Raw genomic sequence first — 25936 nt, 5'->3', positions numbered from 1 at the left:
CACGAATATTGCAGATTACGCCATGGGGCCGCCGAGGATGACGACGGGCGCGGCCTCCACGTCCATGCGGCCGCCCTCGACGCCCGCGCCCACGCCCACGCCCGTGACCTGCCCGGCGAAGGCGAGCGCAGCGGCCGCCGGCAGGGGCGCTCCCCTCACGAGCCTGCTCGCGCCCGGCGGCGTCCCTGATCCTTCTCGGCGGCGACGGCGGAGGCGGACAGCAGCGTCGCGGCGGAGAGGCCGCCCCAGAGGGCGGCCGAGCCGTGGGAGGCGAGAGCGGTGATGACCGCCGGGGAGACGGCGAGCCCGAAGCCCGTGGACAGCTGGAAACGGGCGAGGGCACGTCCCAGGAGATGGGCCGGGGCGAGGGCGGTGACGAGCGCGGTGGCGCTGCCGGCGTAGATGATCTCACCGATGGTGCAGACCACGGAGATCGCGGTGACGGCCGGCGCGGCCCAGCCGGGCCCCAGCGAGGTGGCCGCGAGGAAGCCGAGGTAGGACGCGGTGAGCACCACGCCGGCCAGAGCCAGCACGGCGCGCCGGGAGAAGCGGGACATCAGGACGGTGACCGGAACCTGCAAGGTGACCACCAGCACCGTGTTCGCCACGAAGACGGCCGCCGGCCACACCGGGGAAGCGTGCAACTGCGTCACCAGGATCACAGGCAGCGCGATCTCCGGGACGTTGAGGCAGAAGACGTAGATCACGTTGGCGGCCAGCAGCGCGCGCATCCGGGGCGCGGGCCCGCCGGTCCCGCCCGTGACCGGAGCGGCGGCCGGATGCGTGCGCAGGCGGACCGACCAGGCCAGGGCCGCCGCGGCGAGATAGGCGAGCCCGGTGACGGCCGCCAGCGCCTGCAAGGCGGTGGCGCCGCCCGCCAGGCACGCGGTCGCGAGCAGGGCGCCCGCCCCCAGGCCGGCGTTGCGCAGGGCGCGGCCTGCCGCCAGAGCGGCGTCACGCTCGCGGCCATGGGCGAGCGTGGCCACGAGAGCCGCGTGGGCGGCCGGCCAGGCCTGGTTGCCGATGCCGAGGAAGAGCGCCGCCGTCGCGAACAGCCAGACGTGCCCCGCCGGGGCGGCCAGCAGCAGCGCCACGCCCGCCACCCGCACCAGCATCGAGGCCGCCACGACCGTGCTGCGTGCGCCCCGGTCAAGCCACCGGCCGGCCGCGGGCATGCACGCCAGGCCCGCGACGACGCCGGCCGTCATGGCGATGCCGGTGACCGGCGCCGACAGCTGCAGCACCATCACCCCGTAGAGCAGCAGGAAGGGCCGCAGCAGGCCGGTGCCGAGCGCGTCCACGGCCAGGGCGACGGCATACCGTGGCCCTCCGGAGGCACGGACGAGGGCGCGCGGCCGGATCTTGGTGGTGGTTGCCATGGCGTCAACGATGCGGCCGGCCGCCAGGCGGGCTGCGCCGGTTGACGGACACCGTCAATCGAGGCGGTCGCCGGCCGTCCGGCCCGCGATGATGAGGGGATGACGTTGAGGATCGACATCGGCGGCCCGCCGTCCGGGCGGCTGCGGTTCGCCGTCTCCCCGCTGGCCGAGCTGACCGCGATGCTGCACGTGCTGGCCGAACCCGGGCATCACCCGCAGTTCGCCGGCTGGGCCGGGGACGTCTGGGCCGGGCTGCGGCCGGAGCTGGCCGAGCGGCTCAGGGAGGCGGAGTTCCTCTGGCGTTCCTCACGGGCCGACTTCCTGGTCCCCGCGCGTCCCCGGCCGACCCTCGCCGAGGAGCTGGACGATGTGGACCGGATCGACGACGAGTCCTACGTGAGCGCCGCGCTCATCACCACGTGCGGCAGCAACCGGGTCAGCTTCGCCGGGCCGTCGCCGCTCGCCGACGCGACGGCGCGCGAGCGGGCCCTCAACCTGGCCCAGGCCCGCGGCGCGCTCCAGGAGGCCTTCGCCGAACGGCTGCTCGCCGACCCCGCAGCCGTGCGGGCGCGGGTGCGGCAGACCCTCGAACAGTGCGCCGAGGCCTTCTTCGACGCCGCCTGGACGGGCGTCGCCATGCGACTCGCCACCGACCTGCGCCTGAAGAACGACCTGCTCAAGCGCCAGGGCGCCGGGGCGGCACTCGCGTCGGTCTCCGGCGCCCTCACCCTGGCGCCGGACGGCGACCGCATCATCGTGGACAAGCTGCAGGACAACGCGACCGCCGCCCACGGCAACGGGGTCACCTTCCTGCCCAGCGTCTTCGGCCGCCCGCACCTGGTGGTGCTCCACGCCCCCGGGTGGCAGCCGGTGGTGCAGTACCCCGTGGCCGAGGCGGGCCCGTCGGAGCCGGTGTCGCTGGAGACGGTCACGCGGCGGCTGGAGGCACTCGCGCACCCGGTACGGCTGCGGCTGCTGCGCACCCTGGCCCGCGGCCCGCACACCACCGGTGAGCTGGCCCACGCCTGGGAGCTCTCACCCCCGGAGGTCTCCCGCCACCTCGCCGTGCTGCGCCGCGCGGGCCTGCTCACGGCCCGGCGGCACGGTCGTTACGTCCGCTACACCGTCAACGTCCCCGACCTGACGGCGCTGGGAGCCGACCTGCTGACGGCCGTCCTGCGCTGAGTGACTCCGGTCCGCCGACACGCCGCCTTCGAGCCATCGTCCGGCTCGCCGGGCCGCCCGGCGGGGGACGCCCGGCCGGGATGCCCCGGCCCGAGTGTCCATCGCCCTTGGCGCTCAGCCCATGTGCGGGTAACGGTGGTCGGTCGGCGGCACGAACGTCTCCTTGATCGCGCGGGCGCTCACCCACCGCGTCAGGTTGAAGATCGAGCCGGCCTTGTCGTTGGTGCCGGACGCGCGCCCGCCGCCGAACGGCTGCTGGCCCACGACGGCGCCCGTCGGCTTGTCGTTGACGTAGAAGTTGCCCGCCGCGAAGCGCAGCCGCTCGGCGGCCGTGGCGATGGCGTAGCGGTCCTGGGCGATGATCGACCCGGTCAGCGCGTACGGGGCGACGCCCTCCATCTGCTCCACGACCCGGTCGTAGTCGCGGTCCTCGTAGACGTGCACGCCGAGGATCGGCCCGAAGTACTCCTTGACGAAGATCTCGTCGGCCGGGTCCGCGCACTCCAGCACGGTCGGCTTGACGAAGTAGCCGACGGAGTCGTCGTAGGAGCCGGTGAGCACCTCGATGTTCGAGGCCGCGCGTGCCCGGTCGATCGCCTCCTTGTGCTTGGCGAACGCCCGCTCGTCGATGACCGCGCCCATGAACGTCGACAGGTCCGCCGCCACGTCGCCCACCGTCAGAGACTCGGCGGTGGCGACGAAGTCGTCACGCATGCGGCTCCACACCGAGCGCGGCACGTACGCCCGCGACGCCGCCGAGCACTTCTGCCCCTGGTACTCGAACGCGCCCCTGACCAGCGCCGTCGTCAGCACGGCAGGGTCGGCGGAGGGGTGCGCGAGCACGAAGTCCTTGCCGCCGGTCTCCCCGACCAGGCGCGGGTAGGCGTGGTAGGAGGAGATGTTCTCGCCGATCGTGCGCCACAGGTGCTGGAACGTCGCGGTCGAGCCGGTGAAGTGGATGCCCGCGAGCGCCGGGTGCCCCAGCGCCACCTCCGACACGGCCTGCCCGTTGCCCGTCACCAGGTTGATCACGCCCGGCGGCAGCCCCGCCTCCTCCAGCAGCCGCATCGTGAAGTGCGCGGCGAACTGCTGCGTCGGGGACGGCTTCCAGACGACGACGTTGCCCATCAGCGCGGCCGAGGTCGGCAGGTTGCCGGCGATCGCGGTGAAGTTGAACGGCGTGATCGCCAGCACGAAGCCCTCGAGCGGCCGGTACTCCATCCGGTTCCACACGCCCGGCGAGGAGATCGGCTGGTCGGCGTAGAGCTGACGGGCGTAGGCCACGTTGAAGCGCAGGAAGTCGATCAGCTCGCAGGCCGCGTCGATCTCCGCCTGCTGCGCCGACTTCGACTGCCCGAGGACGGTCGCCGCGTTCAGCGTCGCCCGCCACGGGCCCGCCAGCAGGTCCGCCGCCTTGAGGAAGATCGCCGCACGCTCGTCGAACGACAGCGACCGCCACGCCGGCGCCGCCTTCAGCGCCGCACCGATGGCGTCCTGCACGTCCTGGGCCGTAGCGTCGTTGGTACGGCCCAGGACGGAGGCATGGTTGTGCGGCTGCACCACGTCGATGGGGGCGCCGCCGCCGAGCCGCTGCTCGCCGCCGATGGTCATGGTCAGGTCGAGCGACGCTCCGGCCAGCTCCTTGATGCGGCCCGCCAGCGTCTCCCGCTCGGCGCTGCCGGGCGCGTAGCCGAGCACGCGCTCGTTCGCCGGCGCCGGGACGTTGCTGATGGCATCCATTTACTTACCCCCAAGGGCACGAAGGAAGAAGGCGACGTTGGCCGGGCGCTCCGCGAGGCGGCGCATGAAGTAGCCGTACCAGTCGTCGCCGTAGGGGACGTACACGCGGACCGTGTGACCGGCTCCCGCCAGGGCCTCCTGCCGGTCAGTCCTGATTCCGTAGAGCATCTGGAACTCGTGGTCGCCGATCGTCCTGCCGAAGCGGTCGGCGAGCAGCTCGGTGATCGCGATCATGCGGTCGTCGTGCGTCGCCACCATGGGGTACCCCTTCCCCGCCATGAGGATCCGCAGGCATCGCACGTACGCCTTGTCCACGTCCGTCTTGCCCTGGTGGGCCACCGACGCGGGCTCGCGGTAGGCGCCCTTGACCAGGCGCACGCGGGAGCCCTCCGAGGACAGGTCGCGGCAGTCCTGCTCACTGCGGAACAGGTACGCCTGGATCGCCACGCCCGTCGCCGGGTAGTCCTCGCGCAGCTTGCGCAGGATCGACAGCGTGGAGTCGACCGTGGTGTGGTCCTCCATGTCGAGCGTGACGGTCGAGCCGCTGGCGGCCGCGGCGGCGCAGATCTCGCGGGCGTGCTCCAGCGCCATCGACTCGTCGAGCCGCTGGCCGACGGCCGACAGCTTCACCGACACCTCGCCCCGGGCGCCGAGGCGGAGCGGCTCGACGGCCTGCAGCAGCGTGATGTAGGCGTTCGCGGTGTCCTCGGCGGCCCGCGCGTCGAGCGTCTCCTCGCCGAGGTGGTCCACGGTGACGGCGAGGTTCGCGTCGCGCAGCCGTTCGATCGCGGCGCGGGCCTCCTGGACGCCCTCGCCCGCGACGAACCGCTGCACGACCTTCTTCGTGAGCGGGAAGCCTGACACGGAGCGGCGTACGACGCCGCTTCTGGAAGCGGCGAGCAGCAGTTGACCCAGCATGCGTTCAGTCTAGAAACCGCAGCTCAGAGGGGGCCATCGACGGGCGTAACGCCGCTTGTGGCAGGCTGTCGTACAAATGCACAACTCGGCTGACCTACAAGAGATCGTCGACGAGATCGCCGCCCGGCTGGGCGCGTCCGCGACGCTGGAGGACCGTTCGTTCCGGCTGCTGGCGTACGGGGCGCAGCACGGCGACATCGACACGGTCCGCCAGGAGTCGATCCTGCGCCGGCGCGCCACAGGGGAGGTGCGCGAGTACTTCGAACGCTACGGCATCGCCAGGGCCGGCGGGCCGGTCAGGATCCCCGCCGACGCCGAGCTCAAGGTGCTGGCCAGAGTCTGCTGGCCGCTGCGCCACGCCGACGTCACCTACGGCTACCTGTGGCTGCTCGACTCCGGCGAGCTGACCGACGAGACCCTGCGCGCCGCCGCGCCGCTCGTCGCCAGGGCCGCCGCCGCGCTCGCCCAGGAGGCCAGGAGCCGCCAGGACCTCGGGCACGGCCTGCGCGCCCTGCTCTCCGCCGACCCCGAGGAGCGGGCCGGCGTCTCCATCGAGGTGCCGGGCCCGGTCGCGGCCATCGCCGTACGCGAGTCGCAGGAGCGCGTGGCGGCCCTCTGGACGCTCCCGCGCGGCGTCCTGGCCCGCGCCGGCTCCCCTGTCGCCCTGCTCGCCCCCGCCCACCTGGCGGCCGAGGTGGCGCAGACCCTGCAGAGCGCGTACGGCACCGCGGCCGGCATCGGCGCCCCCCGCGCCGACCCGGCCGACGCCTGGCTGAGCTGGCGCGAGGCCCGCCAGGCGCTGCGCATCGCCGAGCACTTCCCCCGCCACGCGCCCATCGCCCGCTGGGAGGACCTGGGCGTGCACCGCCTGCTGGCCCGGCTGGGCCAGGCGGACCTGCGCGAGCTGGCAGGCGAGACCGCGGCGCTGGACACCGAGCTGGCCCAGACCGTGGAGGTCTACCTCGACCGGGGCGGCCACGCGCAGAGGACGGCGGCCGAGCTCGGCATCCACCGGCAGACGCTCTACTACCGGCTGGGCAAGGCCGAGCGCCTCATCCACCGCGACCTGTCGGACGGCGACGACCGGCTCGCCGTGCACATGGGGCTGAAGGCCGCCCGGCTACGCGCCCCCGACGCTCCGGGCGGCCCGGCCGTCACCCGTCCCTGAGGCTCGCCGGCGGCCCCGTTACGCGCCCGCGCGACCGGCGATCGGCCCGGCGGTCACGTGAGGCTCGCGGGCGGCCGGGCCGTACGCCGCTCATGAGGCTCGCGGGCGGCCGGGCTGTCACGCGGTCAGGACCTGCCTCAACGTGACGGCGAAGGCCTCGGGCTGGCCGGGCATGCCGAACTCGTCGCCCATGAAACCCCCGTGGTTGCTGGGGAACGTCACGGGCTTCGCACCGAGCCCCTCGGCCACCCCCTCGCCCCCGCGATGGGCCATCTCCCCCTCCGACTCGGCGCCGACCCCCACCACGACGCGGGTCGAGGCGGCCCGCAGCGCCTCGAAGTCGGGCTCGTAGTGCGTGCAGGTGATGAGGTTCTGCCCCAGCAGCGGGTCGTCGCGCGACCCGTCGTCCTGCGTCGGCATGCCCATCATGGCCGGATCCTGCACCGGCAGCTCCTTCGGATCGGCCGGGAACTCGCCGCGGTGCGCCGTCACCGAGATGAACATCGCCATCGCCGGCCCGAAGCCCTCCCGCTCGTACGTCTCCCGCATGTGCCTGATCGCGGCCATCACCCGCTCCCGGTCCGGCAGCACCTTGGCGACCGGCGGCTCGTGCGCCACCAGCGTGCGCACCTGCTCGGGATGCCGCGCCACCAGCGCCAGCGCGTTCACCGCGCCCCCGCTGCTGGCGAAGACGTCGACCGGGCCGCCGCCGATCGCGTCGATCAGCCGGTGCAGGTCGTCGGCGTGCAGCTCGGGCGTGGACTCGGTCAGGCCGTCGGTCCGCCTGCTGCGGGAGACGCCGCGCGGGTCGTACGTCACGACCGTGCGGTCCTGGAAGAGGCCGGCCAGGGTGGTGAAGCCGGTGGCGTCCATCGGCGAGCCGATCATCAGCAGGGGCGGCTCGCCGCTGCCCCCGGCCTCGCGCACGTCGTAGGCGATGGTGGCGCCGGGCACCTCGAGGGTGTGGGTCTTGGGCTCGGTCATGGGGTCGCTCCTTCTCGTCGGTCGTCAATCTAGACCAGGGAGCCGACAGAAACTCATCGGCCTGAACCCCGGCCCGCGCCGGCCGCCGGCAACACCGCTGGATCGGCGAGCGGGGCCGCCGTGTCGCCGGGGCACCCGGACCGGGAGGACGCCGCGATGCCGGGCGTCCTGCCTCAACGAGCCTTGTAGACCTTCACCCAGTCCACGTACATCGAGACGGTGTCAGGCGTGGAGGAGTCGCGGCAGCGCGGCTCGCACACCACGTCGTTCTGCAGCGCGAGCCCCATCCGCCGCCCCTCCGGCACGTGCGCCCCCCGATAGTCCCAGACCTTCCTCCCGTCCACCCAGAACGTCAGCCGCCCCGGCAGCCAGTCCACCGCCACCGTGTGCCAGCGCGTGAAGTCGCCCCGCAGCACCTTCCTGGCGCGGCCCTGCCCGCTGTGCACGAAGATCCCGCCGCCCTGCCGCCCGGGGTCGACGATCTCGGCGAAGTTGACCTCGGCGTACGCCTCGTCCTGGGAGGCCGGCCAGAGCAGCGCCACCGGCGTGTACCCGGCCCCTGCCTCCGCCTTGAACCTGACCTCCCACCGGCCGTACTCCTGGGCGAGCCTGGTCGCCACGCCGCCCGACAGGTCCTTGCCGCCGTACAGGCCGCCCTTGAGCCGCAGCACGCCGCCGGAGACCGAGGCGGCCCTGCCCGTGCGCGGGTTACGCGTGGCCTGAGGGGAGTGGTAGATCATCCAGCGGTTCGTGTCGATGGCGGAGCCGTTGAAGTTCTCCACCAGGACGGGGCGGCCCCAACCCGAAGAGGGCTGCGCGTGCGCGGTCTGGGGGAGGACGGCGACGCCGGCGAGCGCCACCGCCGCCACGATCGGGCTGCGTGTAGGCATGCGGTCCATCGAAGCAAAGATCTCACTCGGATAACAACCCTTCTGTCCCATCCGTCACTCTGGGCACGGGGCGGGGAGCGGGCCGCGGGGCGCCGAGCAGCGAGCGGGTGAGGGCCTCGTGGCCGTGCAGCATCTCCTCCAGCGCGACGGTCAGGTGGGCCATGCCGGGCCGGTCCGGGGCGGGGTCCTCGCGCAGCGACTCCAGCACCGCGCGGCGCAGCAGCTCCTTGAAGAACGACGCGGTCATGCCCTCGGTCCTGGTCACCAGCCGCTCCAGGTCCGGCTCGGCCAGGTGGCCGGCGCCGTACAGGCGCAGCAGCGCGGCCCGGCGGACCGGGTCGGGCCTGGGCACCTCCACGGCCAGGTCCACCCGGCCGGGGCGGCCGGCGAGGGCCTCCTCCAGGAGGTCGGCGCGGTTCGTGGTGAGCACGAACGTGACGTCGGCGTCGGCGCCGATGCCGTCCATCGCGTCGAACAGCGTGAACAGCAGCGGGCTGCCCTCCTCCGAGAAGCGGCGCTCGTGCGCGATCAGGTCGACGTCCTCGACCACCACGATGGCCGGCTGCAGGCGCCTGGCCAGGGCCGCGGCGTCGGAGACGGCGCGCAGGGCCGTGCCGGCCATGACCACCACCGTCACGCCCGGCATGCGGCCCATCAGGTAGCGCACCGTGTGGGTCTTGCCGGTGCCGGGCGGGCCGTGCAGCAGCAGGCCGCGCTTGAGGTGCCGGCCACGGGCCAGCAGCGCCCGCGCGTGCCGGCCGATGCCCGCCACGTGCCGCTCCACCGTCTCCAGGACGCCCTCGGGCAGGATCACCTCGTCAGGGCCGAGCGCCGGGCGCGGCAGGAACGTCACCAGGCTGTTGCCCCGGTGCTCCGAGACGCCGAACGTGAGGATCTGGCCGCGCATCACGTCGTGCCGGCGCATCAGCCGCTCGATCTCCTCCCGCGCGGCCGTGGCGCTCGCCCGCGACGCGGCGATCACCTCGACCCGGCAGCCCTCCCTGCGGAACATCTCGGCCGGCCCGCGCATGCCGATCAGGATGGGCGCGCCGTCCGGCGCGAACGTCTCGACCAGGCCGAACGTCACGACGTCGATCGTCTGGTCCGGGCCGGTCGCGGTGGTGGCGTAGTCGACGGCGCCGATCTCGAAGTGCTCGAAGCCGCGCCTGGACATGGTCAGGATGTCGATGGTGTCGCTGTGCGACCGGCCCTGCCCCGACACGCCGTACCAGGCGGGCTCCCCCCTGGTCTCCAGGTACGCGTCCACGCCGCGCTGGAGGCTGGCGTGCTCCCAGTTCTGGAAGGACTGCGTGACGCACACCAGGTCCCTGAGCGCGCAGGACAGGTGCTCCGTCACCCTGGCCGCCAGCTCGGAGACCGGCTGCGAGTCGTCGATGACCTTGTGGGCGTCGTTGAAGAGCTTCTGGATGGCACGGGCCAGCGCCTGCGCGTCTTGGAGGTCCATGCGCGCACGATCCCACACGGGGGACGGTCTGGAAACGGCTCCGGCAGGTGGCCACCGCCACCTGCCGGAGTGAGTGCCGAAGGGGTCAGGCGCAGGCCGCCTCGTAGACGCGTACGAGCTCCTGGCTCACCCGCTCCCACGAGTAACGCGAGCGGGCCCGGTCGGCGCCCGCGTAGCCCAGCGCGGTGCGCAGGGTGGGGTCGTAGAGTAGCTCGCGGGCCAGCCGCGCGGTGCGGGCGGGCCGGTCCGGCGGCACCAGCAGGCCGGTGACGCCGTCGATGATGGAGTCGAGGTGCGCGCCCACGGCCGAGGCGATCACCGGCACGCCGCAGGCCATCGCCTCCAGCGCCACGATGCCCGTCACGGCCTCGCGCGGCACCGACACCACGGCGTCCGCGCTGCGCATCAGCTTCGGCACGGCGGCCCGCTTCACCTGGCCGAGCAGCGTCACCCGGTCGGACACGCCGAGCTGCTCCGCCAGCGCGCGCAGGCGGCGCGCGTCACGGTCCTGGTCGAGGTCCTCCGGCTCGGGCCCGCCCGCGATGACGAGCTCGACGTCGCCGAGCCCCGGCAGCGCCCGCACGATGGTGTGCGCGCCGCGTTCGATGGACAGGGGGCCCACGTGCACGAGGCGCTTGCGGCTGCCGCGCGTGGCGACCGCGCCCCGCCGCTGGAAGCGCTCGGTGTCCACGCCGTACGGCACCACGGCGATGTTGCCGCGCGGCACGCCCAGCCTGATCAGTGCCGACTCCTCGTCGCCCGAGCCCGCGATGACCGCGTTGGCCCGGCGGCCGAGTGCCCGCTCCAGCTCCATGTGGGTGGTGTCGACCGTGTGGAACGTCTGCGTGACGGGTACGCCGAGCCCCTTGGCGCCGGCCACCGCCACCAGCCCGCCGGTCCACGAGTGCGCGTGGATCACGTCGGGACGATCCTGGCTCCACCGCTTCATCAACTGGTTGCCGACCTCGTTGAGGTAGGGCACCACGTCGTCACTCGTGAGCTCCTTGGCCGGGCCCACGTCGATGTGCTCCAGCGTGACACCCGGGGCCACCCGCGTCTTGGGCTTGCCATCGGTGTTGTCACGGCGGGAGTAGATGGTGACGTGATGCTCGCGCCCCAGCTCACGTGCTACGGACATGATCCGGTGGCGCTGGTTACCGTTTGCGGAAGCGACGATCGCGATATTCATGGCACACCTCAGCGTGGAAAGCCTTAAAGGTGTGCCTGCGTCTTAGGCACGTCGTTCTACTTCTCCGACCATACCCAGATTTTCGTCGATCGCAAACCCCCGCAGATCAGACACCTCGCAGCGCGAAGACCACGATCTCGTCCCAAACCTGGCCGCCGGAGAACGTGTGCCGGTCCGCCTCCACCGCCTTGACCACGGTGGACGGCGCCTGGCCGGCGCACCGGCTGAGCACGTCGGCCAGCCGCTCCTCCCCGTACGGCTCGCCGTGCTCGTTCCTGGAGGAGATCAGCCCCTCCGAGTACAGCAGCAGCGTCTCGCCGGGGGCGATCGTCAGCGTCTGCACCCCGGTCTCCGCCTCGGGCGAGATGCCCAGCGGCACGCCGCCGCCCGCCGCGAAGCGCACGCCGCCGTCGGGCTGCAGCGTCACGGCCGGATGGTGCCCGGCCGACGACAGCCGGATCTCCCGCCCCTTCACGAACCCGGCCACGGCCATCACGAACATGCCCGTGCCCTGCCTCACCAGGGCCTGGTTGACCTTGCGCATCACCAGGTCGGGATCGGTCTCCCAGACGCTCAGCACGCGCAGCCCGCCGCGCACCATGGCGCTGACCGAGGCCGCCTCCTCGCCCTTGCCCGCGGCCCCGCCCAGCGCGAAGCCCCAGCCGCCCGAGACGGGGAACACGTCGTAGAACTCGGCGCCCACCGACGAGCCGGGGTGGTAGACGGCCGCGGCCTCGTAGCCGGGCACGTCGGGCAGGTTGCGCGGGGCGACGCTGGCCGACAGGGCGTCGGCGGCCCGCGAGCGGCTCTGGAAGCTGCTCTGGGCGCGTACGGCCAGCCCGATCTGCAACCCCACCTCCTGCAGCACGGCCAGGTCCGCCAGCGCGAACGGCGGCCTGTCGTGCGCCCGTACGAGCGTCAGCACCCCGTCCGCGCGGCCCAGCGGCACGCACAGCACCGAGCCGGCGCCCATGGTGGTCAGCAGCGGCCCGTCGGCGCAGAAGCCGAGCAGCGTGTCGTCGTCGACCATCTCCAGCACCATGCCGGAGCCGCGCTCCAGCACCTGCAGCACGAGCTGGCCGGCCGACGGGTCGGCGGACTCGACCTGCCGGACGAGCTCGCCCAGCGGGTGGTTCTTGGGCGCCATGACGACCGAGCGGCGCAGCGCCCCGTCGCGGACCACGTCGGCGATCACCCAGTCGGCCCACTCCGCCGCCAGCAGCCGCGAGGCCCGCTGCAGCGCGACGGGGCGCAGCAGCGCCTCCTCGTCAAGCAGCAGCCTGCCCATGCGCGTCAGCAGGTCCTGCCGCCGGGCCGCGGCCACCAGCAGCGCGCCGTCGCTCTGCTCGGGCCGGCGCGCGCCCGGCTCGGGGAGCTGCACCTCGGTCGGCAGCGCCACCGCCGCCACCATCTGCTGCGGCTCGCCCGGCATCGTCAGCCTGGTCAGCGCGAGCTGGACGGTGTGCGTGCGCCCCTGGTGCGCCAGCCGCGTCTCGAACGCCGCCGGCTGCCCGGTCTGCAGCACCGACGTCAGGTGCGAGCGGAACGCCGCCCGCCGCGACACGTCCACCAGCAGCGGGAACGAGCGCCCCACCAGGTAGCCGTCGGGGCTGCCCAGCACGCGGGAGGTCTCGGGGTTGATCCGCCGCACCACGCCGCCACCGTCGAGCACGATGACGGGCACGGGGAAGGCCCGCAGGACCTGGCGCAGCAGCTTCAGCTCCCGCTGACCGCCGTCCTTGCGGCCGCCGGCCCGCTTGGGAGCCTTGCGCAGCTCCTCGCGGGCCTCGGCCAGCAGCTCGGCGGCGGTGTCGAGCTCGGCGAGCGCGGCGTCCAGCGTGGGCGCCAGGTCGGCGGGGTAGGCGGCCCTCGCCTCACGCAACGAGGTGACGCGCCCGCTCAGCGCGTCAAGCGCGTGTTCGAGGTCCGGCATGGTCATGGTCTGACGCTACGCCACTCGGGATAATGCTAGCCATAAGGGGTAGAAGCTTGTTGCTATGGAATCGACCGCGATGATCACCCCTGGACTCGCCCGAGACCTCGCCGCACTGGGCCGGCTGGGGGAGGACACCTCAACAGAAAGCGTACTGCGCGGCCTGACCACAGCGCTGGCCACCGGCGTCCCCAACTGCTCAGGCGCCTCCGCCGAGCACTGGCGCGACCACCGGGTCACCGTCTCGGGCTCCCACAGCGAGCTCATCATGCTCGTCGAGGGCGAGCGCGAGCTCGGGGAAGGCCCCTCCATCGAGGCGCGGCAGAGCGGCGGCCGTGCCACGGTCACCGACGTGCTCAAGGAGACCCGCTGGCCCCGCTACGACGCGCTGGCCACCCGCTGGGGCGTGCGCTCGGTGCTCGTCGTCCCCATCGAGGCGCCGCCCGACCTGCTCGTCGTGGGCCTGTACTCCGTACGGCCCGGCGCCTTCTCCCCGCAGGGCGCGGGCTCGCTCGCCGACATGCTGACCGAGCAGGTCGGCGTGGCGATGGCGAACATCTGGGAGTTCGAGGAGGTGCGCACCGACCACGCGCAGCTCCAGGAGGCCCTGGCCGGCCGCTCGGTGATCGACCAGGCCAAGGGCATCATCATGCAGACCAGCGGCTGCACCGCCGAGGCCGCCTTCGAGGAACTGCGCAGGATCTCCCAGCACCACCAGGTCAAGGTGGCCGACCTGGCCAGGCTCCTGGTCGACGAGCACCAGCGCAAATCGGCGCGGCGCTGACGGGCCGGCCGGTCGCTCGCCGGCCGGTCACTTGATGGCGGACAGCGCATCCTCCAGCGTGTCGTAGAGCGGCAGGCGCTGAGCCAGGCCGGTGATCCACATCACCTTGGACTTGGAGTATTCGACCCCGATCAGGGCGAACTTGGCGCCCGCCGCCAGGCTCGTCTGCCAATGGTGGACGATCAGCCCGAGGGCGCGCGAATCCATGAACGTCACCCCGGCCAGATCCAGGATCAGGTCCGAGCCCGCCATCGCGAGATAGTCGGCGAACTGGGCCCGTGTCGTGGCGTCGAGCACGCCATCGACCCTGACCACGGTGATCTCGTCCACGGTCGACGACGTCAGGCTGAGGGCCGCCACTGGCTCCTCGCCGTTCTCCGGCATTGTCACGGAGCAACCCTACTGTCACCACGCGATCGGGGAATACTTCCCGCCGCATGGGGGATACTGGAGCCGAAGTCCAGCAGAGGGCTTCGGTCTCGAGAGTAGAGCGAGGCGTGCCTCTGCATGGGCTTTTTTCCATGCGTGGAAGGCCGCCCTGCGACCCATATGAGGAGCAGCGATGGCTGTGCAGGAATACGTCCTCGAGGAGATGACCGCGGAAGAACTCCTGGCCGAGATGGTCAGGGAAGAGACGCCCGACAGCCACAGGGAACGCCTGCGCGAGCGCATCGTCGAGATGCACCGGCCGCTCGCCATGGAGATCGCCCGGCGCTACCGCTACCGCGGCGAACCTTTGGAAGATCTCCTCCAGGCCGCGTATGTTGGCCTGATGAAGGCCGTCAACGGCTTCGACCCGACCCTCGGGCACGCGTTTCGCGGGTACGCGGTCGTGACGATGACCGGCGAGGTCAAGCGCCACTTCCGCGACCGCACCTGGGCCATCCGGGTGCCCCGGCTCTACCAGGAGCGGCGCTCCGAGCTCAACCGGCTCGTGGCCGACCTCAGCCAGGACCTCGGCCGGTCGCCGACCGTGGCCGAGCTGGCCGCCAAGATGAACATCAGCGAGGAGGACGTTCTGCTCACGCTCGACGCCTCCGCCGCGTACAGCACCCTGTCGCTCGACGCGCCCCTGGGCACCGACGACGACGCCGCCTCGCTCGGCGACGTCATCCCCGAGGACGACGACACGCTGAGCAACATGGTCGACAGGGAAGCCGTCAAACCGCTCATCGACGCGCTGCCCTCCCGCGAGAAGCACATCCTGCTGCTGCGCTTCTTCGGCAACATGACCCAGGCCGAGATCGCGGCCGAGTTCGGAATCTCCCAGATGCATGTTTCGCGCATTCTCCGCAAAGTTCTCGACCAGCTTCGCACCGAGCTGGTCGGCTGACGAGGGCGGTCGCCGGGTGAACGAGGACGTCGAGCCTCAGTCGGGCTACACGAGCCCGCCACCCGGCGCGCCCGTGAAGTCGCTGCCGTTCCGGCTGCCGGATCTGCCGGAGGTCCGCCAGTTCGCCGAGGACGAAGCCCGGGCCGTCGGCATGCCGGAAGAGGTCATCGGCGACTTCGTCATCGCCGTCAACGAGGTGGCGACCAACGCCGTCACCCACGGCGCCGCCGACGCCCGCATGCGCACCTGGGTGATCAGCGGGGATCTGATCGTCGAGGTGCACGACGAGGGCGCCTGGAAGCCGGGCCCCCTGCCGGGCGCCGTGGGCGGCATGGGGCTGTGGGTCGCGCGCCTGCTCTCCTCGGACCTGACCCTGCGCGTCGGCAGCGGCGGCAGCACGGTGATCATGAGGTTCCCCGGCAAGGGCGGCTGACCCTCCAGAACGTGGATCGCCGGGCGGCACGGCCGCCCGGCGATCTCGTGTGACTCGTCTATCGGCGGGCCCTGCCGCCGCGCCAGTTGCTGTAACCCGTGCGGATGCTGGCCGTGCCGACGCCTGCCTGGTGCAGGGCCAGCAGGGTCAGCCCCAGCAGGACGAACGTCATGCCGGAGAACCCGCCGGGAATCGACGCGCCTACCAGGTCGAGCAGGAAGCCCAGCCCGAAGATGATCGCTGCGATGACCGCGAGCATGTCATGTCACCTCATTCCCTGACTCTGGAACGGATCGGGCTGCGAGGTCGTCTGCGCCGGCTGCGCCGGTGACTTGCTGGACAGCGCCAGCAGGCGCTCCAGGACCGTCCTGTAGTCGCGCAGGGCCAGGCGGAGCTGCTCCGTGTCGGCGGTGCTCCCGGTCTCCTTCCAGCGGTCCCGCAGGGCGTTCGTCCGGTTGGACAGGGTGCTGGTGAGGGACTCCACCACCTCGTTGACCAGCCCGTCCGCCCGCTGCACGGCCTGGCCGGGGTCGTCCACGAAGGAGGACTGCAGGTCGCGCCAGCGGGCCTGCACCTCGGTGGGGTCCTGGTCGAACAGCACGATGTCGTCGGGGGCGGCGTGGGAGCCGGGGGTGACGTGGGCAGGGTCGGGCTCGGCCAGCATGTCGCCGTCGGTCCTGGCGTACGGGTCCCGGTAGGAGGCCTCGTCGTCGGGGCCGGAGGCGCCGGGAGCGGGGGCGACGGGAACGGGGGCGCCGGGGACGGCGGTGCCGGGGACGGCGGCGTCAGGGACGACTGTCGCGTGCTCGTCGCCGTCGCGCGGGCCGCGGCCCGTCCCTTCCTCCTCCTCCTCGTCGTCGTGCCGGGCAAGGTTCTCGGTCCTGGCCTCGCTGCGGGCGAGCTCGTCGCCGTCGACGGGGTCGTCCCTCAGCGCGTCCCTGTCCCTGTCCCTGTCCCTGTCGTGATCGTTGTCGTGGTCGTAGTCGTTGTCCTGCACATCGTTGCGCTGCTGCTGCGACGGAACCTTCAGCTCGTCGCTGCTCATATCGTTCACCGTCCTCGGGTGGTCTCCTGCAGCAGCTCCTCGAACAGCGCGCGGTAGTGCACCATGGCCTGCCGGAGGTCCTCGGTGGAGGCCTCCTTCCTGGCCGCGCGCCCGCTGATCTCGTGAGCCGTCCGGTAGTGGTCGATCGTCGCGGCGTGCCCCACCGACAGGTCGGACACCCGCTGCTCGAAGTCCTCCGTGGGGTAGCCCCGCTCCGCCATGACCGCGGTGACCAGCTGGTCGGCCTCGGTCACCGCGAACCCGGGTGCGTCCACGAAACGTTCCTGCACCTCGGTCCACCGATTGGCGTAGGTGTCGCGGGACTCCTGCGTCAGGGGGCGGATGTCGAGCTCCGCATGGCGCTGCTCGCGGCCGAGCAGCTCCTGCTCCGCCTCGCGGCGGTTGTTGTCGTGCTCGGCGACTATGCGTTCGTACTCCGGGCCGAAGCGTTCGCGGAGATGGGCGCGGCGCTTCTGTTGCTGCAGCACGAAGTATCCGACTGCGGCGAGCGCCACCACCGCGACCACGACGACGGCCACCCAAGCCCAGGTGGTCATGATGTTCGCCTCCGGTCTCTGTGTCGAGACCAGCGACTGCCCTCGAACGGCAGGTCGAAACGCCTTTCTCAGCGAGCGTCAAGTGCCTTCCTGGCCGCGGACAGCACGGACGCGACATGCGAGCCCTGTGGGGCGGCGGGTGCCTCGGTGAAGCCCGTGGCGGCGTCGTAGCGCACGTCGAGCCCGGCGTCGACGAGCCGCTGCGCCCAGCGCAGCGCCGTGTTCAGCCGCTCCGCCGCGGGCGGCTTGCCCTGGGCCGCGGCCGACAGGTTGCGCAGGTTCGTGGCCGGCCCGGACTGCGCGTGCGCGCGGGCCAGCTTCCACGGGAGCGCGGCGCTGTGGTCCAGCATCGGCCTGGCCAGCCCGGCGGCCCGCTTGGCCTGCAGCACCCCCGACTCGCTGACGCCGAAGTGAGCGGCCAGCTCCTGCACGCTCATCCCCTCGGCCACCCGCCGGGTCAGCTCCTCGCGATCAATGGTCGGCTTGCGCCCCACCTGGCCGCCTCCGCTCCCGCTCTCCGTGTACGCGTGCACGTCCGATGTGCGCTAAGGTTATGACGTCTCGCCCCCCACGGGGGCGGCCGACACAGCCGGGACGTAGCGCAGCTTGGTAGCGCACTTGACTGGGGGTCAAGGGGTCGCAGGTTCAAATCCTGTCGTCCCGACCAGGGTTCGCTGGTCGATCAGGGTGTCACTCATCGGGGTGGCACCCTTTCGCGTATGAGGAACGCTTCGTGGACTGGTCACGGCAGAGTCCGACCTTCACCTCCGGCCGGCCGGTCCGGAGCGCGGCGCGGGCGCTGGAGGCGGCGCTCGGCATCGTGCTGGAGCAGAAGCACGACCGGGCCGACGAGAGTCCTGGTCCATGCCACCAGCGGGGTCGGGAGCGTCGTCGAGGCGCCGACAGCGGCGGGCTTCACAGTCACGGGCCGTGACCCGTTTCCCCGGCTGACGTCCAGGAGGCCGCCGCGGTCTGGGAGCGGCGCCTCGAAGGCGAGTACGCGGCCGGCTACGTCCATCCGGACGAGGCCGTCCGCATCCTGCTGGAGTTGCACGAGCGGTGGCTCGGGCGGCCAGGCGCCCGCTGAGGGCCGCACACAGCGGCCCTGACGCAGGCGGGACGGGTCAGGCGGGGTTGTGGCGCGAGTAGGCGCCGAAGGACCAGCGCTGGGGGAGGCCGCCGGTGATCTGGACGACCCGTTCGACGTCGAAGTCGATCAGGCGTTGCGCGCCCGGCACGGCGGCGGCCCGGCCCGGGTCCCAGTCGACCCGGGCGCGGCCGGTCAGGTGCAGCGTGTGCCCGCTCTCCCAGTCCAGGAAGAGCAGGCCGCAGCGCGGTTCGAGCTCCAGGTTGCCCAGCGTCATGTACATCGAGTTGCCGCGGTAGTCGGGCCAGGTCAGCCGGCGGGCGCCGGACACCGTGACGAATCCGGGGTTGCCGCCCCGGTGCGAGGCGTCGGCACCCAGCCCCGCCACCCGGGTGGCGACGAAGAACGTGTCGGCCCCGGCGATCCACCGCCGCTGATCGGCGGTCAGCTCGCCGGTGACGCGTGCGGTCCCGCTCCGCGCGGGCGCGGCGTCGGCGTAGGTGCGGGTCTGGATGTACTTCGGGCAGTTGGCGTACACCTGCTCGGTGTGCACCACGAGCCGGGCGCCCTCGCGGCGGGCACGGCCGTTGACCCGCATGCGCCTGCGGGTGGACGGCTCGATCGCGAGGATGCCGATGTCCCGTCCGGTGTCGAACGCGCCGGCGAGCGGATCGCCCGCGCCGGGCAGCCCGTCGGCGACGACGGTGCGGTCGCCGGGCGCGGTGATGAACCCGGGCGGGCCGGTGAGCGCGCCGGCCCACGGGGCGCCGGTCCCGTCGGCGGCCGCGATCACCACCAGGCGTTGCCGGCTGAGGAACTCCGCGGCCACCGGGGGGACGGCCGCCCCCACGGCGGCCGATCCCCGGTGGCCGGCCGTCACGCCGGCGCGGAGCTGTACCGCGCGTTCGCCTCGGTGAAGCATGGGTGATCCCTTCGGTTGCCGGCCCGGGCCGCGGCGTGCGGCCCGGGCGCGAGCGGCCGGGTTAGAAGAAGCCGCAGGTGGGAGAGCCCTGGACGGGCGCCGGTGCGAGATCGGCGCCGGTGGGCGCGTAGATCTCCAGGCGGATGCCGTCCGGGTCGGAGAAGAAGACGCCGCCGGAGGCCGCGCCCTCCCCGTGCGGCACGATCCCGTCGTAGGCGAACTCCACCCCGAGGCCCCGCAGAACGGTCTCGGCGCGGCGCACCGCCTCGAGGTCGGGCACCTGGAACGACAGGTGGTGCAGGCCGGGGCGGTCGGCGGCGAACGTGCCGTCGCTCTGCTGCCACAACGTGACCAGCAGGGCGCCGTCGCGGCCGAGGAAGGCGAAACTGCGCTCGCCGTCGGTCCGCTCGGCCATGACGTCGAAGCCGAAGACCGTGCCGTAGAAGGCGGTGGAACGTGCCAGGTCGGTCACGTTCAGGGCGACGTGCCCGGTCTGCAGGGCCGGTGTGCTCATGCGGAACTCCAAGCTGGGCGGGAATGGACAGGCCGGCAGCGCCGTTTCTAATGGAAGTAATTACGGCTCGCCATTAGAATGCTGGCAGTCGTTTCTAGCGGTGTCAACTCAGAGGTAGCGTTAGAACGGTGGATGTGGCACACCTTGCGGGCGGCGGCGCCCCGCTCCTGGGCGAACCGGCGCCGATCGAGCTCGGCAACACCTCGTACGCGGCCAGAGGCCGTCCCAAGGAGGGGCTGCAGAGCGCCGAGCACCTGGCGGCGTGGCTGCGTGACATGCGCCCGCGCCTGGCGGTCACGCTCACGGACGCCGATCTGGACGGCGTGACCGACGACGACCTGCACGCCGCCAGGGAGCTCAGGGACGTCATCCGCTCGCTCGCCGCCGCGGCCGTGGCCGGCCGCGAACCTGACCCGGGAGAGGTCGAGACCCTGAACCGGCACGCGGGCCGGGCCCCGCGGTGGCGCGAGCTGCGCACGACCCCCGAGCCGCGCGTGGTGGTGCGCACCGCCGGCCGGCCTGTCGCCGCCGCGCTCGGGTGGCTGGCCGAGGAGGCCGTCGGCCTGTTCGCCGGGCCGCTGCGCGGCGAGCTGCGCGCCTGCCACGGCCCCGGCTGCGTGCTGCACTTCGTGCGCGACAGCCCGCGGCGCGAGTGGTGCTCACCCGGCTGCGGCAACCGCGCGCGGGCCGCCCGCCACTACGCCAAGGTGCGGCAGGGGCCCCGGGACGAGACCGCGGCGGGGGAAACGGAAAGCTGAACGGCGCCCGCGCGCAGGAAACGCGGGCGCCGTGCCGGTGGGGGTCGTCAGCTGATCTGCATGACGACGGCCTTGGGCTCGGTGAAGAACTCGCGGCTGAAGGTGCCGCCCTCGCGGCCGACGCCCGAGTCGCCGACGCCGCCGAAGGGGGCGCGCAGGTCGCGGACGAAGAAGCAGTTCACCCAGACCGTGCCGGCGCGCAGGCGGGCCGAGACCCGGTGGGCGCGTGACAGGTTCTCGGTGAACAGCATGGCGTTGAGGCCGTAGCGGGTGCCGTTCATGAGCGCCACGACCTCGTCCTCGGTGTCGAACGGGGTGACCGTGACCACCGGCCCGAAGATCTCCTCCCGCTGGTGGCGGCCGGTGGCGGGCATGCCGGTGACGACCGTGGGGCGGACGAACCAGCCGTCGCCGAGCCCGCCCGAGTGCACCGTCCCGCCCTCGTCGGCGACGGTCTCGACGTAGCCGCGGACCTTGCGGTAGTGGGTCTCGGAGGCCAGCGGGCCGATCTCGGTGCTCTCCTCCTTCGGGTCGCCCAGGCGCATGGCCTCGGCGCCGGCCGTGAAGCGGGCCAGGAACTCCTCGAAGACCGGCCGCTGCACGTACAGGCGGGAACCCGCCAGGCAGACCTGGCCGGCGTTGGTGAAGATCGCGCGAAGTGACCAGCTCACCGCGTTGTCCAGGTCGGCGTCGGCGAAGACGGCGTTGGCGCCCTTGCCGCCGAGCTCCAGGCTGACCGGCACCAGGTGCCCGGCGGCGGCGGCCGAGATGGCCCGCCCCGTGGCGGACTCGCCGGTGAAGGTGATGCGGTCGATGCCGGGGTGCTCGGTGAGCGCCTGGCCGGCGGAGCCCGGGCCGTAGCCGTGCACGACGTTCAGCACGCCGGGCGGCAGGCCCGCCTCCAGCGCCAGGCGCGCCAGGATCGTGGCGGAGGCGGGGGTGTCCTCGGCGGGCTTGAGCACGACCGTGTTGCCCCACGCCAGCGCGGGCGCGATCTTCCAGGTCTCCAGCATGAGCGGGAAGTTCCACGGCGCGATGGCGGCGGCCACGCCCACGGGGTCGTAGCGGGTGTAGGCGTGGTGGCCGGAGTCCATGGGCAGGGCCTCGGCGGGCGTCAGGCGGGCGTGGTCGGCGAAGAAGCGGAAGTTGTCGGCGGAGCGGGGCACGTCCTTGCCGCGGCTCTGGGAGATCGGCTTGCCCATGTCGCGGGTGTCGGCCAGGGCCAGCGTGTCCGTGCCGGCGATGATGAGGTCGGCCAGGCGGTGCAGCAGCCGGCCGCGTTCGGCGCGGGTCATGCGCGGCCAGGGGCCCTCGTCGAAGGCCCGCCGGGCCGCGGTGACGGCCAAATCCACCTCGGCGGCGCCGCCGAGCGCCACCTCCGCCCAGGGCTCGCGGGTGTAGGGGTCGACGTCGGCGAACGTCTCGCCGCTCGCGGACTTCACCTCCGCGCCGTCGATCACGTGTCCGAAGAATTCCATGTCAGCCTCCTCGGGAGTCTCGTTCGGCGAGCGTCTCGTCGCCTGCCGCCCAGTGGGTGCGCGGCACCTCGCGTACGATCACCCGGATGCTCTGCGCGGGCGCGCCGAGCGAGCGCTCCACGGCGGCGTGCACCTCGTGGATGAGCGCCCGGATCGCGGCCGGCTCGCGCCCCTCCGACAGCGTCACCTCGACCAGCGGCACGTCACACCCCCGCCACGGTCAGGCCGCCGAGGCCGGCGAAGCGTACGGTCACCGACGAGCCGCGCCGCAGCGGCACCGCGTCCGTCATCCCGCCCGTCAGCACGATCCACCCGGCCTCCAGGGCCAGCCCGCGCTCGGCCAGCGAGTTCGCCGCCAGGGCCAGCGCCTGGCCGGGATGGCCCTGGACGGCGGCGCCGGTCGCGGTGTCCACGACCTGGCCGTCCACCTCCAGCACGCAGCCCAGCAGGGACAGGTCCAGCCCGCCGGGCGCCAGGCCCACCGGGCCGATGCCGAAGAGGGCGGACGAGGCGTTGTCGGCGACCACGTCCGGCAGCGTGAACCTGAAGTCGCGGTAGCGGGAGTCGATCACTTCGAACCCGCCGTGCACCGCGCCCACCGCCGCCATCGCCGAGGCCGCCGTGACGCCGGGGCCGGCCAGGCGGTCCTTGAGCACGAAGACGATCTCGGGCTCGACCCGCGGATGGATCAGCTCGTCCACCTGGACGGGCGTGCCGGCGGGAAGCACCATGGCATCGGTCAGCCACGCGGTCAGCGGCGCGTCGATGCCCATCCTGAGCTGCTTGGCCCGCGAGGTGAGGCCCAGCTTCACCCCGACGACCGTCTCGCCGGCGGCCTTCCTGCGCTCCAGCAGCACGTCCTGGGCGCGGTAGGCGGTGGCCAGGTCCAGGCCGGGCCACTCGTCGGTGATGGGGCCGCGGTCCGCGCGGGTGCGCTCCGCCTGCAGCAGTACCTCGGCGGTGCGCTCGATGGTCCAGTCGGTCATGTTTCAGCTCTGCCCTAGTGGCCGGCGGATCTGGGGCTGGGTGTGCACGCGGCGGGTCGGGCCCTGCCACATGTCGATGGAGCCGGGCTCGGCCGGGTCGAAGTAGCGGGGCCGCCAGGCGTCCTCGTCGGTGATGAGCCGCACGCCCCAGGAGTACTCGTACGTGATGCCCTCGGGGCCCTTGAAGTAGACGAAGACGGCCGTGGACTGCGGGTGGCGGCCGGGGCCCATCTCGATCTCGACGCCGTTGGCCTCCAGGAAGTGCCAGTTGCGCATGACGTCGTCCAGCGAGCCGACCTGGAAGTTGATGTGGCACAGGCCCGGCTGACTCCCCTGGAAGACGGCCAGCTTGTGGTGGACCGGGTCGATGCGCATGAGGCACGCCCAGTCGCCGATCCAGTCGGAGACGCGGGCGTTGAAGTGGCCGTTCCAGAAGCGGTACGCCTCGCGCACGTCGGGGGCGTCCAGGCACAGGTGGCCGAACTCGGTGATGCCGGCCGCGCGGCCGCCGTGCACGGGCGCGGTCAGGGTGACCTGGTCGATCGCCAGGTCGACGCGGTTGCCGAAGGGGTCGTCGAAGGCGATGAAGTCGCGGACGCGGCGGGAGCGGGCGGCCTTGGCGTCGCCCCGGGCGACGGCGATGCCGGCCTTCTCCAGCTCGGTCTCGGCGGCGGCCAGCGCGTCCTCGTCGCGGACCAGGAAGCCGGAGCTGATCACCCCGGACTCGCCCCCGACCAGGGCCAGGCAGTGGTGGCGCTGGTCGGCGCGCAGGTAGGCGACGCCGTCCTCCTGGGCGGTCAGCTCCATGCCGACGACGTCCACGGCGAAGCGCACGGCGGTGTCCAGGTCGGCGGCGCCGGAGCGGACGTAGGCGATGTCGGTTAACTCGATCATGACGACTCCCGGAGATGGGACCAGATGCGGTCGGACAGTTCGGATCGCACGGCCCGCCACGCGTCCTGCTCGGCGGGCGTGAGGGGAACGGGGGTGCCCGCGGCGGCGGTGGCGTTCATGCGGGCGCTGGCCTCCAGCACCCACATCAGGGCCACGGCCTCGCCGACGCTCGCGCCGACGGTCACCGCGCCGTTGCCCCGCATGACGAGGGCCGGGGCGTCGCCCAGGCGCTCGGCCAGCGCCCTGCCGCGGGCGCGGTCGCGTACCAGCACGGCGTCGTCGAGGACGGGCACCTGCGGGCCGAGGAACGCGCCCTGCCCGTGCAGCGGCAGGATCGGCACCCCTGCCGAGGCCAGCGCGGTGGCGGTGGGCGGCTGCGCCCGGCAGATCGCGCCCGCGCCGGGCCGCGCCGCGGCGATCTCGACGTGGATCCACGCCTCGCGTGGCGCGCCTCCGGGCAGGTCATCGGCGTCGATCGGGATCTCCGCGTACGGAGAGCCGGGGCCGAGCGTGCCCAGCGGCACCGGCGGCGTCATGAGCAACCGGCCGCCCGGCAGCCGCGCCGACACGTGCCCGAACGCGGTGACCAGCCCGGCCGCCGCGAGCACCCGCCCCGCGTCCGCCAGCTCTGTGTTCACCCAGGACCTCCCTCGTTGATCAGGCAGGACCATACATGTATCTCGATACATGTTCTAGGGGTTCTGTCGCCCTCCCTATGCTGAGGGGCATGTCGCTTCAGCACGCGCTGCTCGGCGTCCTGGAGGCGCGCCCGATGAACGGGTACGAGCTGACCCGCTTCTTCGAGGCCGCCCCGCGCTGGGTGTGGTCCGCGCCGCACAGCCAGATCTATCCGACGCTGCGGCAGATGGAGCAGGCCGGCCTGATCGAGGGCCAGCAGGAGATCCGCGGCACGAAGCTGAGGCGGATGGTCTACTCGATCACCGAGCGGGGGCTGGAGGAGCTGCGCGGCTGGGTGAGCACCGGCCACTCCGCGCCGCCGGTGCGGGACGCGTTCTTCCTCCAGGCGCTCTTCTTCGACATGGTCGACCCGGAGGAGGCCGCGTCGGTGCTGCGGGCCTACATCGAGGGGCAGGAGAAGCTGATCGCCGAATGGCGCGCGCACAGCCAGGCGCTGCTGGCCAAGGAGACCGATCTGCTCAGGGAACGGCTGAAGAACCGGCCGCCTGCCGAGCACGACCGGATCGCCAGGCTGAAGGCGCATGTGTTCGACGGCCAGATCGCCGTCGCGCAGGCCCGCGCCGACTGGGCCCGGGAGAGCCTGCGCCTCCTGGCCGGGGACGCCTGAGCGCCCCCGCCCGGCGGGCGGCGTTCCTCAGCCGAGGTCCGGATGGGGGATGTAGCGGTCGGGGTGGATGAGGGCGAGTGCGGCGTCGTCGGCCATGAGGGTGTCCAGGTCGCGGATCCGCCAGCCGGCCGCGATCAGCGCCGGTACGAGAGGATGCGGGCCCGGAACGGCGATCTTGCCGATGTCCGGCGTCGTGGTGGCGGCGAGGGCGGGTGCCGCGGTCTTCGCGGTGCCCGGTGTAGCGGTGCCTGGTGTCGCGGTGCCCGGCGTCGTGGTGCCCGGCGTCGTGGTGGCGGCGAGGGCGCCCAGAACGGCGTTCGCGCAGTCCTGGGGCGTGGCGCCGCCCGCCGGGCCGATCAGCACGCCGCCGGCGGTGGCGCGGGCGAAGGCGTATCCCTCGCCCGCCGCGTACGCGGTGACCCCGGGCAGGGCCGCGTGCCAGGCGAGCGTCCGACGGCGGTCGCCGCCCGCGACGGCGGCGTCCAGGGCCGCGACCTCGCCGGCGGACGTCACGCGCACGCGCGGGGCGGGCAGGCCCGCCGCCGGGCCGGTCAGGTAGAGCAGCGGGCACCACGGACGCAGCCCGTGCCGCACGTACAGGCCCAGCGCGCGAGGGTCGGACGAGGCGAAGGTCGCCCTGGGGCCGTCCGCGGCGAGCAGCCGCGCCAGCAGGGCCCGGCCGAGCCCCGACGACTGGTGGGCGGGCAGCACGAACAGGTCGGCCAGGTGGGTGAGCTCGCCCCTGCGCAGGGTGCCGCCGAACCCCAGCGCGAGCCCGTCCTCCTCGCCGGGCGGGGCCGGGGCGAGGAGCAGCGTGCCGAAGGCGCGCTCGGCGTCGAGGAAGTCGGGGGAGCCGGGCCGCCAGCCGCCCAGCAGGCCGAAACGCCGGGCCACGCCGCGCACGGCCGGCATGTCGTCCTGCGTCGCGGCCCGCACACCGGTCTCCAGCACGTCCCTCGCCCCTCTGTCCGCTCCGGCTCAGATTCTA

Annotated in this window: 29 protein-coding genes and 1 tRNA gene; 8 read left to right on the top strand and 22 right to left on the bottom strand. The window is 73.0% G+C overall.

Annotation, left to right across the window (positions count from 1 at the left end; all coding sequences use genetic code 11):
* Positions 1-15: 15 nt before the first annotated feature.
* On the bottom strand, positions 16-159 hold the full coding sequence (locus HD597_RS31190; protein ID WP_253746636.1) for a hypothetical protein: 144 nt from the start codon (positions 157-159) through the stop codon (positions 16-18).
* Positions 156-1379 (bottom strand): MFS transporter, encoded by a 1224-nt coding sequence (locus tag HD597_RS31185; protein ID WP_253746634.1) that lies wholly within the window; start codon positions 1377-1379, stop codon positions 156-158. Before HD597_RS31185 ends, HD597_RS31190 begins: the two co-directional genes overlap by 4 nt.
* A 99-nt stretch (positions 1380-1478) precedes the next feature.
* On the opposite strand from HD597_RS31185, the gene HD597_RS31180 reads away from it, so the two are divergent.
* Entirely contained in the window at positions 1479-2564 is a 1086-nt protein-coding gene (locus tag HD597_RS31180; protein WP_253746632.1) for a helix-turn-helix domain-containing protein, read from the top strand.
* A 114-nt stretch (positions 2565-2678) separates the two neighbouring features.
* Here HD597_RS31180 and pruA read toward each other — a convergent pair whose 3' ends face one another.
* Positions 2679-4304 carry an L-glutamate gamma-semialdehyde dehydrogenase gene (gene pruA, locus HD597_RS31175; protein WP_253746630.1) on the bottom strand — a complete coding sequence of 542 codons (1626 nt, stop codon included), beginning with the start codon at positions 4302-4304 and terminating at the stop codon, positions 2679-2681.
* The gene (locus HD597_RS31170) at positions 4305-5222 is read right to left on the bottom strand and encodes a proline dehydrogenase family protein (protein WP_253746629.1); all 918 of its coding nucleotides are present in this window, start codon (positions 5220-5222) and stop codon (positions 4305-4307) included.
* Positions 5223-5298: 76 nt separating this feature from the next.
* Between HD597_RS31170 and HD597_RS31165 the strand changes: the two genes are divergently transcribed.
* Entirely contained in the window at positions 5299-6390 is a 1092-nt protein-coding gene (locus HD597_RS31165; protein ID WP_253746628.1) for a PucR family transcriptional regulator, read from the top strand.
* A gap of 117 nt (positions 6391-6507) precedes the next feature.
* Here HD597_RS31165 and HD597_RS31160 read toward each other — a convergent pair whose 3' ends face one another.
* From HD597_RS31160 to HD597_RS31140, 5 genes are all read right to left on the bottom strand, one after another.
* The gene (locus HD597_RS31160; protein ID WP_253746627.1) at positions 6508-7374 is read right to left on the bottom strand and encodes an alpha/beta fold hydrolase; all 867 of its coding nucleotides are present in this window, start codon (positions 7372-7374) and stop codon (positions 6508-6510) included.
* Between the two features lie 173 nt (positions 7375-7547).
* Entirely contained in the window at positions 7548-8264 is a 717-nt protein-coding gene (locus HD597_RS31155; RefSeq protein WP_253746625.1) for a glycoside hydrolase family 16 protein, read from the bottom strand.
* Positions 8265-8286: 22 nt separating this feature from the next.
* Positions 8287-9729: an AAA family ATPase gene (locus HD597_RS31150; protein WP_253746623.1), complete on the bottom strand. Its 1443-nt coding sequence runs from the start codon at positions 9727-9729 to the stop codon at positions 8287-8289.
* An 85-nt stretch (positions 9730-9814) separates the two neighbouring features.
* A complete protein-coding gene (locus HD597_RS31145; protein WP_253746621.1) occupies positions 9815-10867 on the bottom strand; it encodes a glycosyltransferase in 1053 nt (350 codons plus the stop codon).
* Positions 10868-11024: 157 nt separating this feature from the next.
* On the bottom strand, positions 11025-12857 hold the full coding sequence (locus HD597_RS31140; RefSeq protein WP_253746618.1) for a SpoIIE family protein phosphatase: 1833 nt from the start codon (positions 12855-12857) through the stop codon (positions 11025-11027).
* Between the two features lie 58 nt (positions 12858-12915).
* Between HD597_RS31140 and HD597_RS31135 the strand changes: the two genes are divergently transcribed.
* Positions 12916-13635 (top strand): GAF and ANTAR domain-containing protein, encoded by a 720-nt coding sequence (locus HD597_RS31135; RefSeq protein ID WP_253746616.1) that lies wholly within the window; start codon positions 12916-12918, stop codon positions 13633-13635.
* A 27-nt stretch (positions 13636-13662) separates the two neighbouring features.
* On the opposite strand, the gene HD597_RS31130 is transcribed toward HD597_RS31135, so the two are convergent.
* Complete coding sequence (locus HD597_RS31130) at positions 13663-14019, bottom strand: STAS domain-containing protein (RefSeq protein WP_253746615.1); 357 nt, start codon at positions 14017-14019, stop codon at positions 13663-13665.
* Between the two features lie 178 nt (positions 14020-14197).
* Here HD597_RS31130 and HD597_RS31125 point away from each other — a divergent pair, with 178 nt between their 5' ends.
* The gene (locus HD597_RS31125; protein WP_253746614.1) at positions 14198-14968 is read left to right on the top strand and encodes a SigB/SigF/SigG family RNA polymerase sigma factor; all 771 of its coding nucleotides are present in this window, start codon (positions 14198-14200) and stop codon (positions 14966-14968) included.
* A gap of 16 nt (positions 14969-14984) precedes the next feature.
* Complete coding sequence (locus HD597_RS31120; RefSeq protein ID WP_253746613.1) at positions 14985-15401, top strand: ATP-binding protein; 417 nt, start codon at positions 14985-14987, stop codon at positions 15399-15401.
* 58 nt (positions 15402-15459) lie between these two features.
* Here the strand turns inward: HD597_RS31120 and HD597_RS31115 are convergent, their stop codons facing one another.
* The 4 genes from HD597_RS31115 to HD597_RS31100 all read right to left on the bottom strand — a co-directional run bounded on the left by HD597_RS31115 (position 15460) and on the right by HD597_RS31100 (position 17536).
* Positions 15460-15660, bottom strand: a complete 201-nt coding sequence (locus HD597_RS31115; RefSeq protein ID WP_225274243.1) for a hypothetical protein — start codon at positions 15658-15660, stop codon at positions 15460-15462.
* Positions 15661-15666: 6 nt separating this feature from the next.
* Positions 15667-16446, bottom strand: a complete 780-nt coding sequence (locus HD597_RS31110) for a hypothetical protein (protein ID WP_253746611.1) — start codon at positions 16444-16446, stop codon at positions 15667-15669.
* Between the two features lie 5 nt (positions 16447-16451).
* A complete protein-coding gene (locus tag HD597_RS31105; protein ID WP_253746609.1) occupies positions 16452-17003 on the bottom strand; it encodes a hypothetical protein in 552 nt (183 codons plus the stop codon).
* 68 nt (positions 17004-17071) lie between these two features.
* The gene (locus HD597_RS31100) at positions 17072-17536 is read right to left on the bottom strand and encodes a helix-turn-helix domain-containing protein (protein ID WP_253746607.1); all 465 of its coding nucleotides are present in this window, start codon (positions 17534-17536) and stop codon (positions 17072-17074) included.
* A 57-nt stretch (positions 17537-17593) separates the two neighbouring features.
* Here HD597_RS31100 and HD597_RS31095 point away from each other — a divergent pair.
* Positions 17594-17670, top strand: a tRNA-Pro gene (locus tag HD597_RS31095).
* A gap of 457 nt (positions 17671-18127) precedes the next feature.
* Here the strand turns inward: HD597_RS31095 and HD597_RS31090 are convergent.
* Both HD597_RS31090 and HD597_RS31085 read right to left on the bottom strand, forming a co-directional pair.
* Positions 18128-19012: a pyridoxamine 5'-phosphate oxidase family protein gene (locus HD597_RS31090; protein ID WP_253746604.1), complete on the bottom strand. Its 885-nt coding sequence runs from the start codon at positions 19010-19012 to the stop codon at positions 18128-18130.
* Between the two features lie 61 nt (positions 19013-19073).
* Entirely contained in the window at positions 19074-19526 is a 453-nt protein-coding gene (locus tag HD597_RS31085; protein ID WP_253746603.1) for a VOC family protein, read from the bottom strand.
* A gap of 128 nt (positions 19527-19654) precedes the next feature.
* Here HD597_RS31085 and HD597_RS31080 point away from each other — a divergent pair, with 128 nt between their 5' ends.
* Entirely contained in the window at positions 19655-20284 is a 630-nt protein-coding gene (locus tag HD597_RS31080) for a CGNR zinc finger domain-containing protein (RefSeq protein WP_253746602.1), read from the top strand.
* Positions 20285-20331: 47 nt separating this feature from the next.
* On the opposite strand, the gene HD597_RS31075 is transcribed toward HD597_RS31080, so the two are convergent.
* From HD597_RS31075 to HD597_RS31055, 5 genes are read right to left on the bottom strand one after another with little or no spacing between them, the layout of a single operon-like run.
* Positions 20332-21762 (bottom strand): aldehyde dehydrogenase, encoded by a 1431-nt coding sequence (locus HD597_RS31075; protein WP_253746601.1) that lies wholly within the window; start codon positions 21760-21762, stop codon positions 20332-20334.
* Between the two features lies 1 nt (position 21763).
* Positions 21764-21964: a tautomerase family protein gene (locus HD597_RS31070; protein ID WP_148438837.1), complete on the bottom strand. Its 201-nt coding sequence runs from the start codon at positions 21962-21964 to the stop codon at positions 21764-21766.
* 1 nt (position 21965) lies between these two features.
* Positions 21966-22748, bottom strand: a complete 783-nt coding sequence (locus HD597_RS31065; protein WP_253746599.1) for a 2-keto-4-pentenoate hydratase — start codon at positions 22746-22748, stop codon at positions 21966-21968.
* Between the two features lie 3 nt (positions 22749-22751).
* Complete coding sequence (locus HD597_RS31060) at positions 22752-23642, bottom strand: VOC family protein (RefSeq protein WP_253746595.1); 891 nt, start codon at positions 23640-23642, stop codon at positions 22752-22754.
* A complete protein-coding gene (locus HD597_RS31055) occupies positions 23639-24280 on the bottom strand; it encodes a class II aldolase/adducin family protein (RefSeq protein WP_253746594.1) in 642 nt (213 codons plus the stop codon). The genes HD597_RS31060 and HD597_RS31055 overlap by 4 nt, the downstream gene beginning before the upstream one ends.
* A gap of 89 nt (positions 24281-24369) precedes the next feature.
* Here HD597_RS31055 and HD597_RS31050 point away from each other — a divergent pair, with 89 nt between their 5' ends.
* Positions 24370-24948: a PadR family transcriptional regulator gene (locus tag HD597_RS31050; protein WP_253746593.1), complete on the top strand. Its 579-nt coding sequence runs from the start codon at positions 24370-24372 to the stop codon at positions 24946-24948.
* A 27-nt stretch (positions 24949-24975) separates the two neighbouring features.
* On the opposite strand, the gene HD597_RS31045 is transcribed toward HD597_RS31050, so the two are convergent.
* Entirely contained in the window at positions 24976-25899 is a 924-nt protein-coding gene (locus HD597_RS31045) for a GNAT family N-acetyltransferase (protein WP_253746592.1), read from the bottom strand.
* Positions 25900-25936 lie beyond the last annotated feature (37 nt).

The organism is Nonomuraea thailandensis (genome assembly GCF_024172165.1).
Classification (GTDB): domain Bacteria; phylum Actinomycetota; class Actinomycetes; order Streptosporangiales; family Streptosporangiaceae; genus Nonomuraea; species Nonomuraea thailandensis.
This window is presented reverse-complemented; position numbering and strand designations above follow the sequence as displayed.

Coding starts and splice junctions, on each gene's coding strand:
- HD597_RS31185 (WP_253746634.1), bottom strand. CDS start 1,379: ATGGCAACCACCACCAAGATCCGGCCGCGCGCCCTCGTCCGTGCCTCC.
- HD597_RS31180 (WP_253746632.1), top strand. CDS start 1,479: ATGACGTTGAGGATCGACATCGGCGGCCCGCCGTCCGGGCGGCTGCGG.
- pruA (WP_253746630.1), bottom strand. CDS start 4,304: ATGGATGCCATCAGCAACGTCCCGGCGCCGGCGAACGAGCGCGTGCTC.
- HD597_RS31170 (WP_253746629.1), bottom strand. CDS start 5,222: ATGCTGGGTCAACTGCTGCTCGCCGCTTCCAGAAGCGGCGTCGTACGC.
- HD597_RS31165 (WP_253746628.1), top strand. CDS start 5,299: ATGCACAACTCGGCTGACCTACAAGAGATCGTCGACGAGATCGCCGCC.
- HD597_RS31160 (WP_253746627.1), bottom strand. CDS start 7,374: ATGACCGAGCCCAAGACCCACACCCTCGAGGTGCCCGGCGCCACCATC.
- HD597_RS31155 (WP_253746625.1), bottom strand. CDS start 8,264: ATGCCTACACGCAGCCCGATCGTGGCGGCGGTGGCGCTCGCCGGCGTC.
- HD597_RS31150 (WP_253746623.1), bottom strand. CDS start 9,729: ATGGACCTCCAAGACGCGCAGGCGCTGGCCCGTGCCATCCAGAAGCTC.
- HD597_RS31145 (WP_253746621.1), bottom strand. CDS start 10,867: ATGTCCGTAGCACGTGAGCTGGGGCGCGAGCATCACGTCACCATCTAC.
- HD597_RS31140 (WP_253746618.1), bottom strand. CDS start 12,857: ATGACCATGCCGGACCTCGAACACGCGCTTGACGCGCTGAGCGGGCGC.
- HD597_RS31135 (WP_253746616.1), top strand. CDS start 12,916: ATGGAATCGACCGCGATGATCACCCCTGGACTCGCCCGAGACCTCGCC.
- HD597_RS31130 (WP_253746615.1), bottom strand. CDS start 14,019: ATGCCGGAGAACGGCGAGGAGCCAGTGGCGGCCCTCAGCCTGACGTCG.
- HD597_RS31125 (WP_253746614.1), top strand. CDS start 14,198: ATGGCTGTGCAGGAATACGTCCTCGAGGAGATGACCGCGGAAGAACTC.
- HD597_RS31115 (WP_225274243.1), bottom strand. CDS start 15,660: ATGCTCGCGGTCATCGCAGCGATCATCTTCGGGCTGGGCTTCCTGCTC.
- HD597_RS31110 (WP_253746611.1), bottom strand. CDS start 16,446: ATGAGCAGCGACGAGCTGAAGGTTCCGTCGCAGCAGCAGCGCAACGAT.
- HD597_RS31105 (WP_253746609.1), bottom strand. CDS start 17,003: ATGACCACCTGGGCTTGGGTGGCCGTCGTCGTGGTCGCGGTGGTGGCG.
- HD597_RS31090 (WP_253746604.1), bottom strand. CDS start 19,012: ATGCTTCACCGAGGCGAACGCGCGGTACAGCTCCGCGCCGGCGTGACG.
- HD597_RS31085 (WP_253746603.1), bottom strand. CDS start 19,526: ATGAGCACACCGGCCCTGCAGACCGGGCACGTCGCCCTGAACGTGACC.
- HD597_RS31075 (WP_253746601.1), bottom strand. CDS start 21,762: ATGGAATTCTTCGGACACGTGATCGACGGCGCGGAGGTGAAGTCCGCG.
- HD597_RS31065 (WP_253746599.1), bottom strand. CDS start 22,748: ATGACCGACTGGACCATCGAGCGCACCGCCGAGGTACTGCTGCAGGCG.
- HD597_RS31060 (WP_253746595.1), bottom strand. CDS start 23,642: ATGATCGAGTTAACCGACATCGCCTACGTCCGCTCCGGCGCCGCCGAC.
- HD597_RS31050 (WP_253746593.1), top strand. CDS start 24,370: ATGTCGCTTCAGCACGCGCTGCTCGGCGTCCTGGAGGCGCGCCCGATG.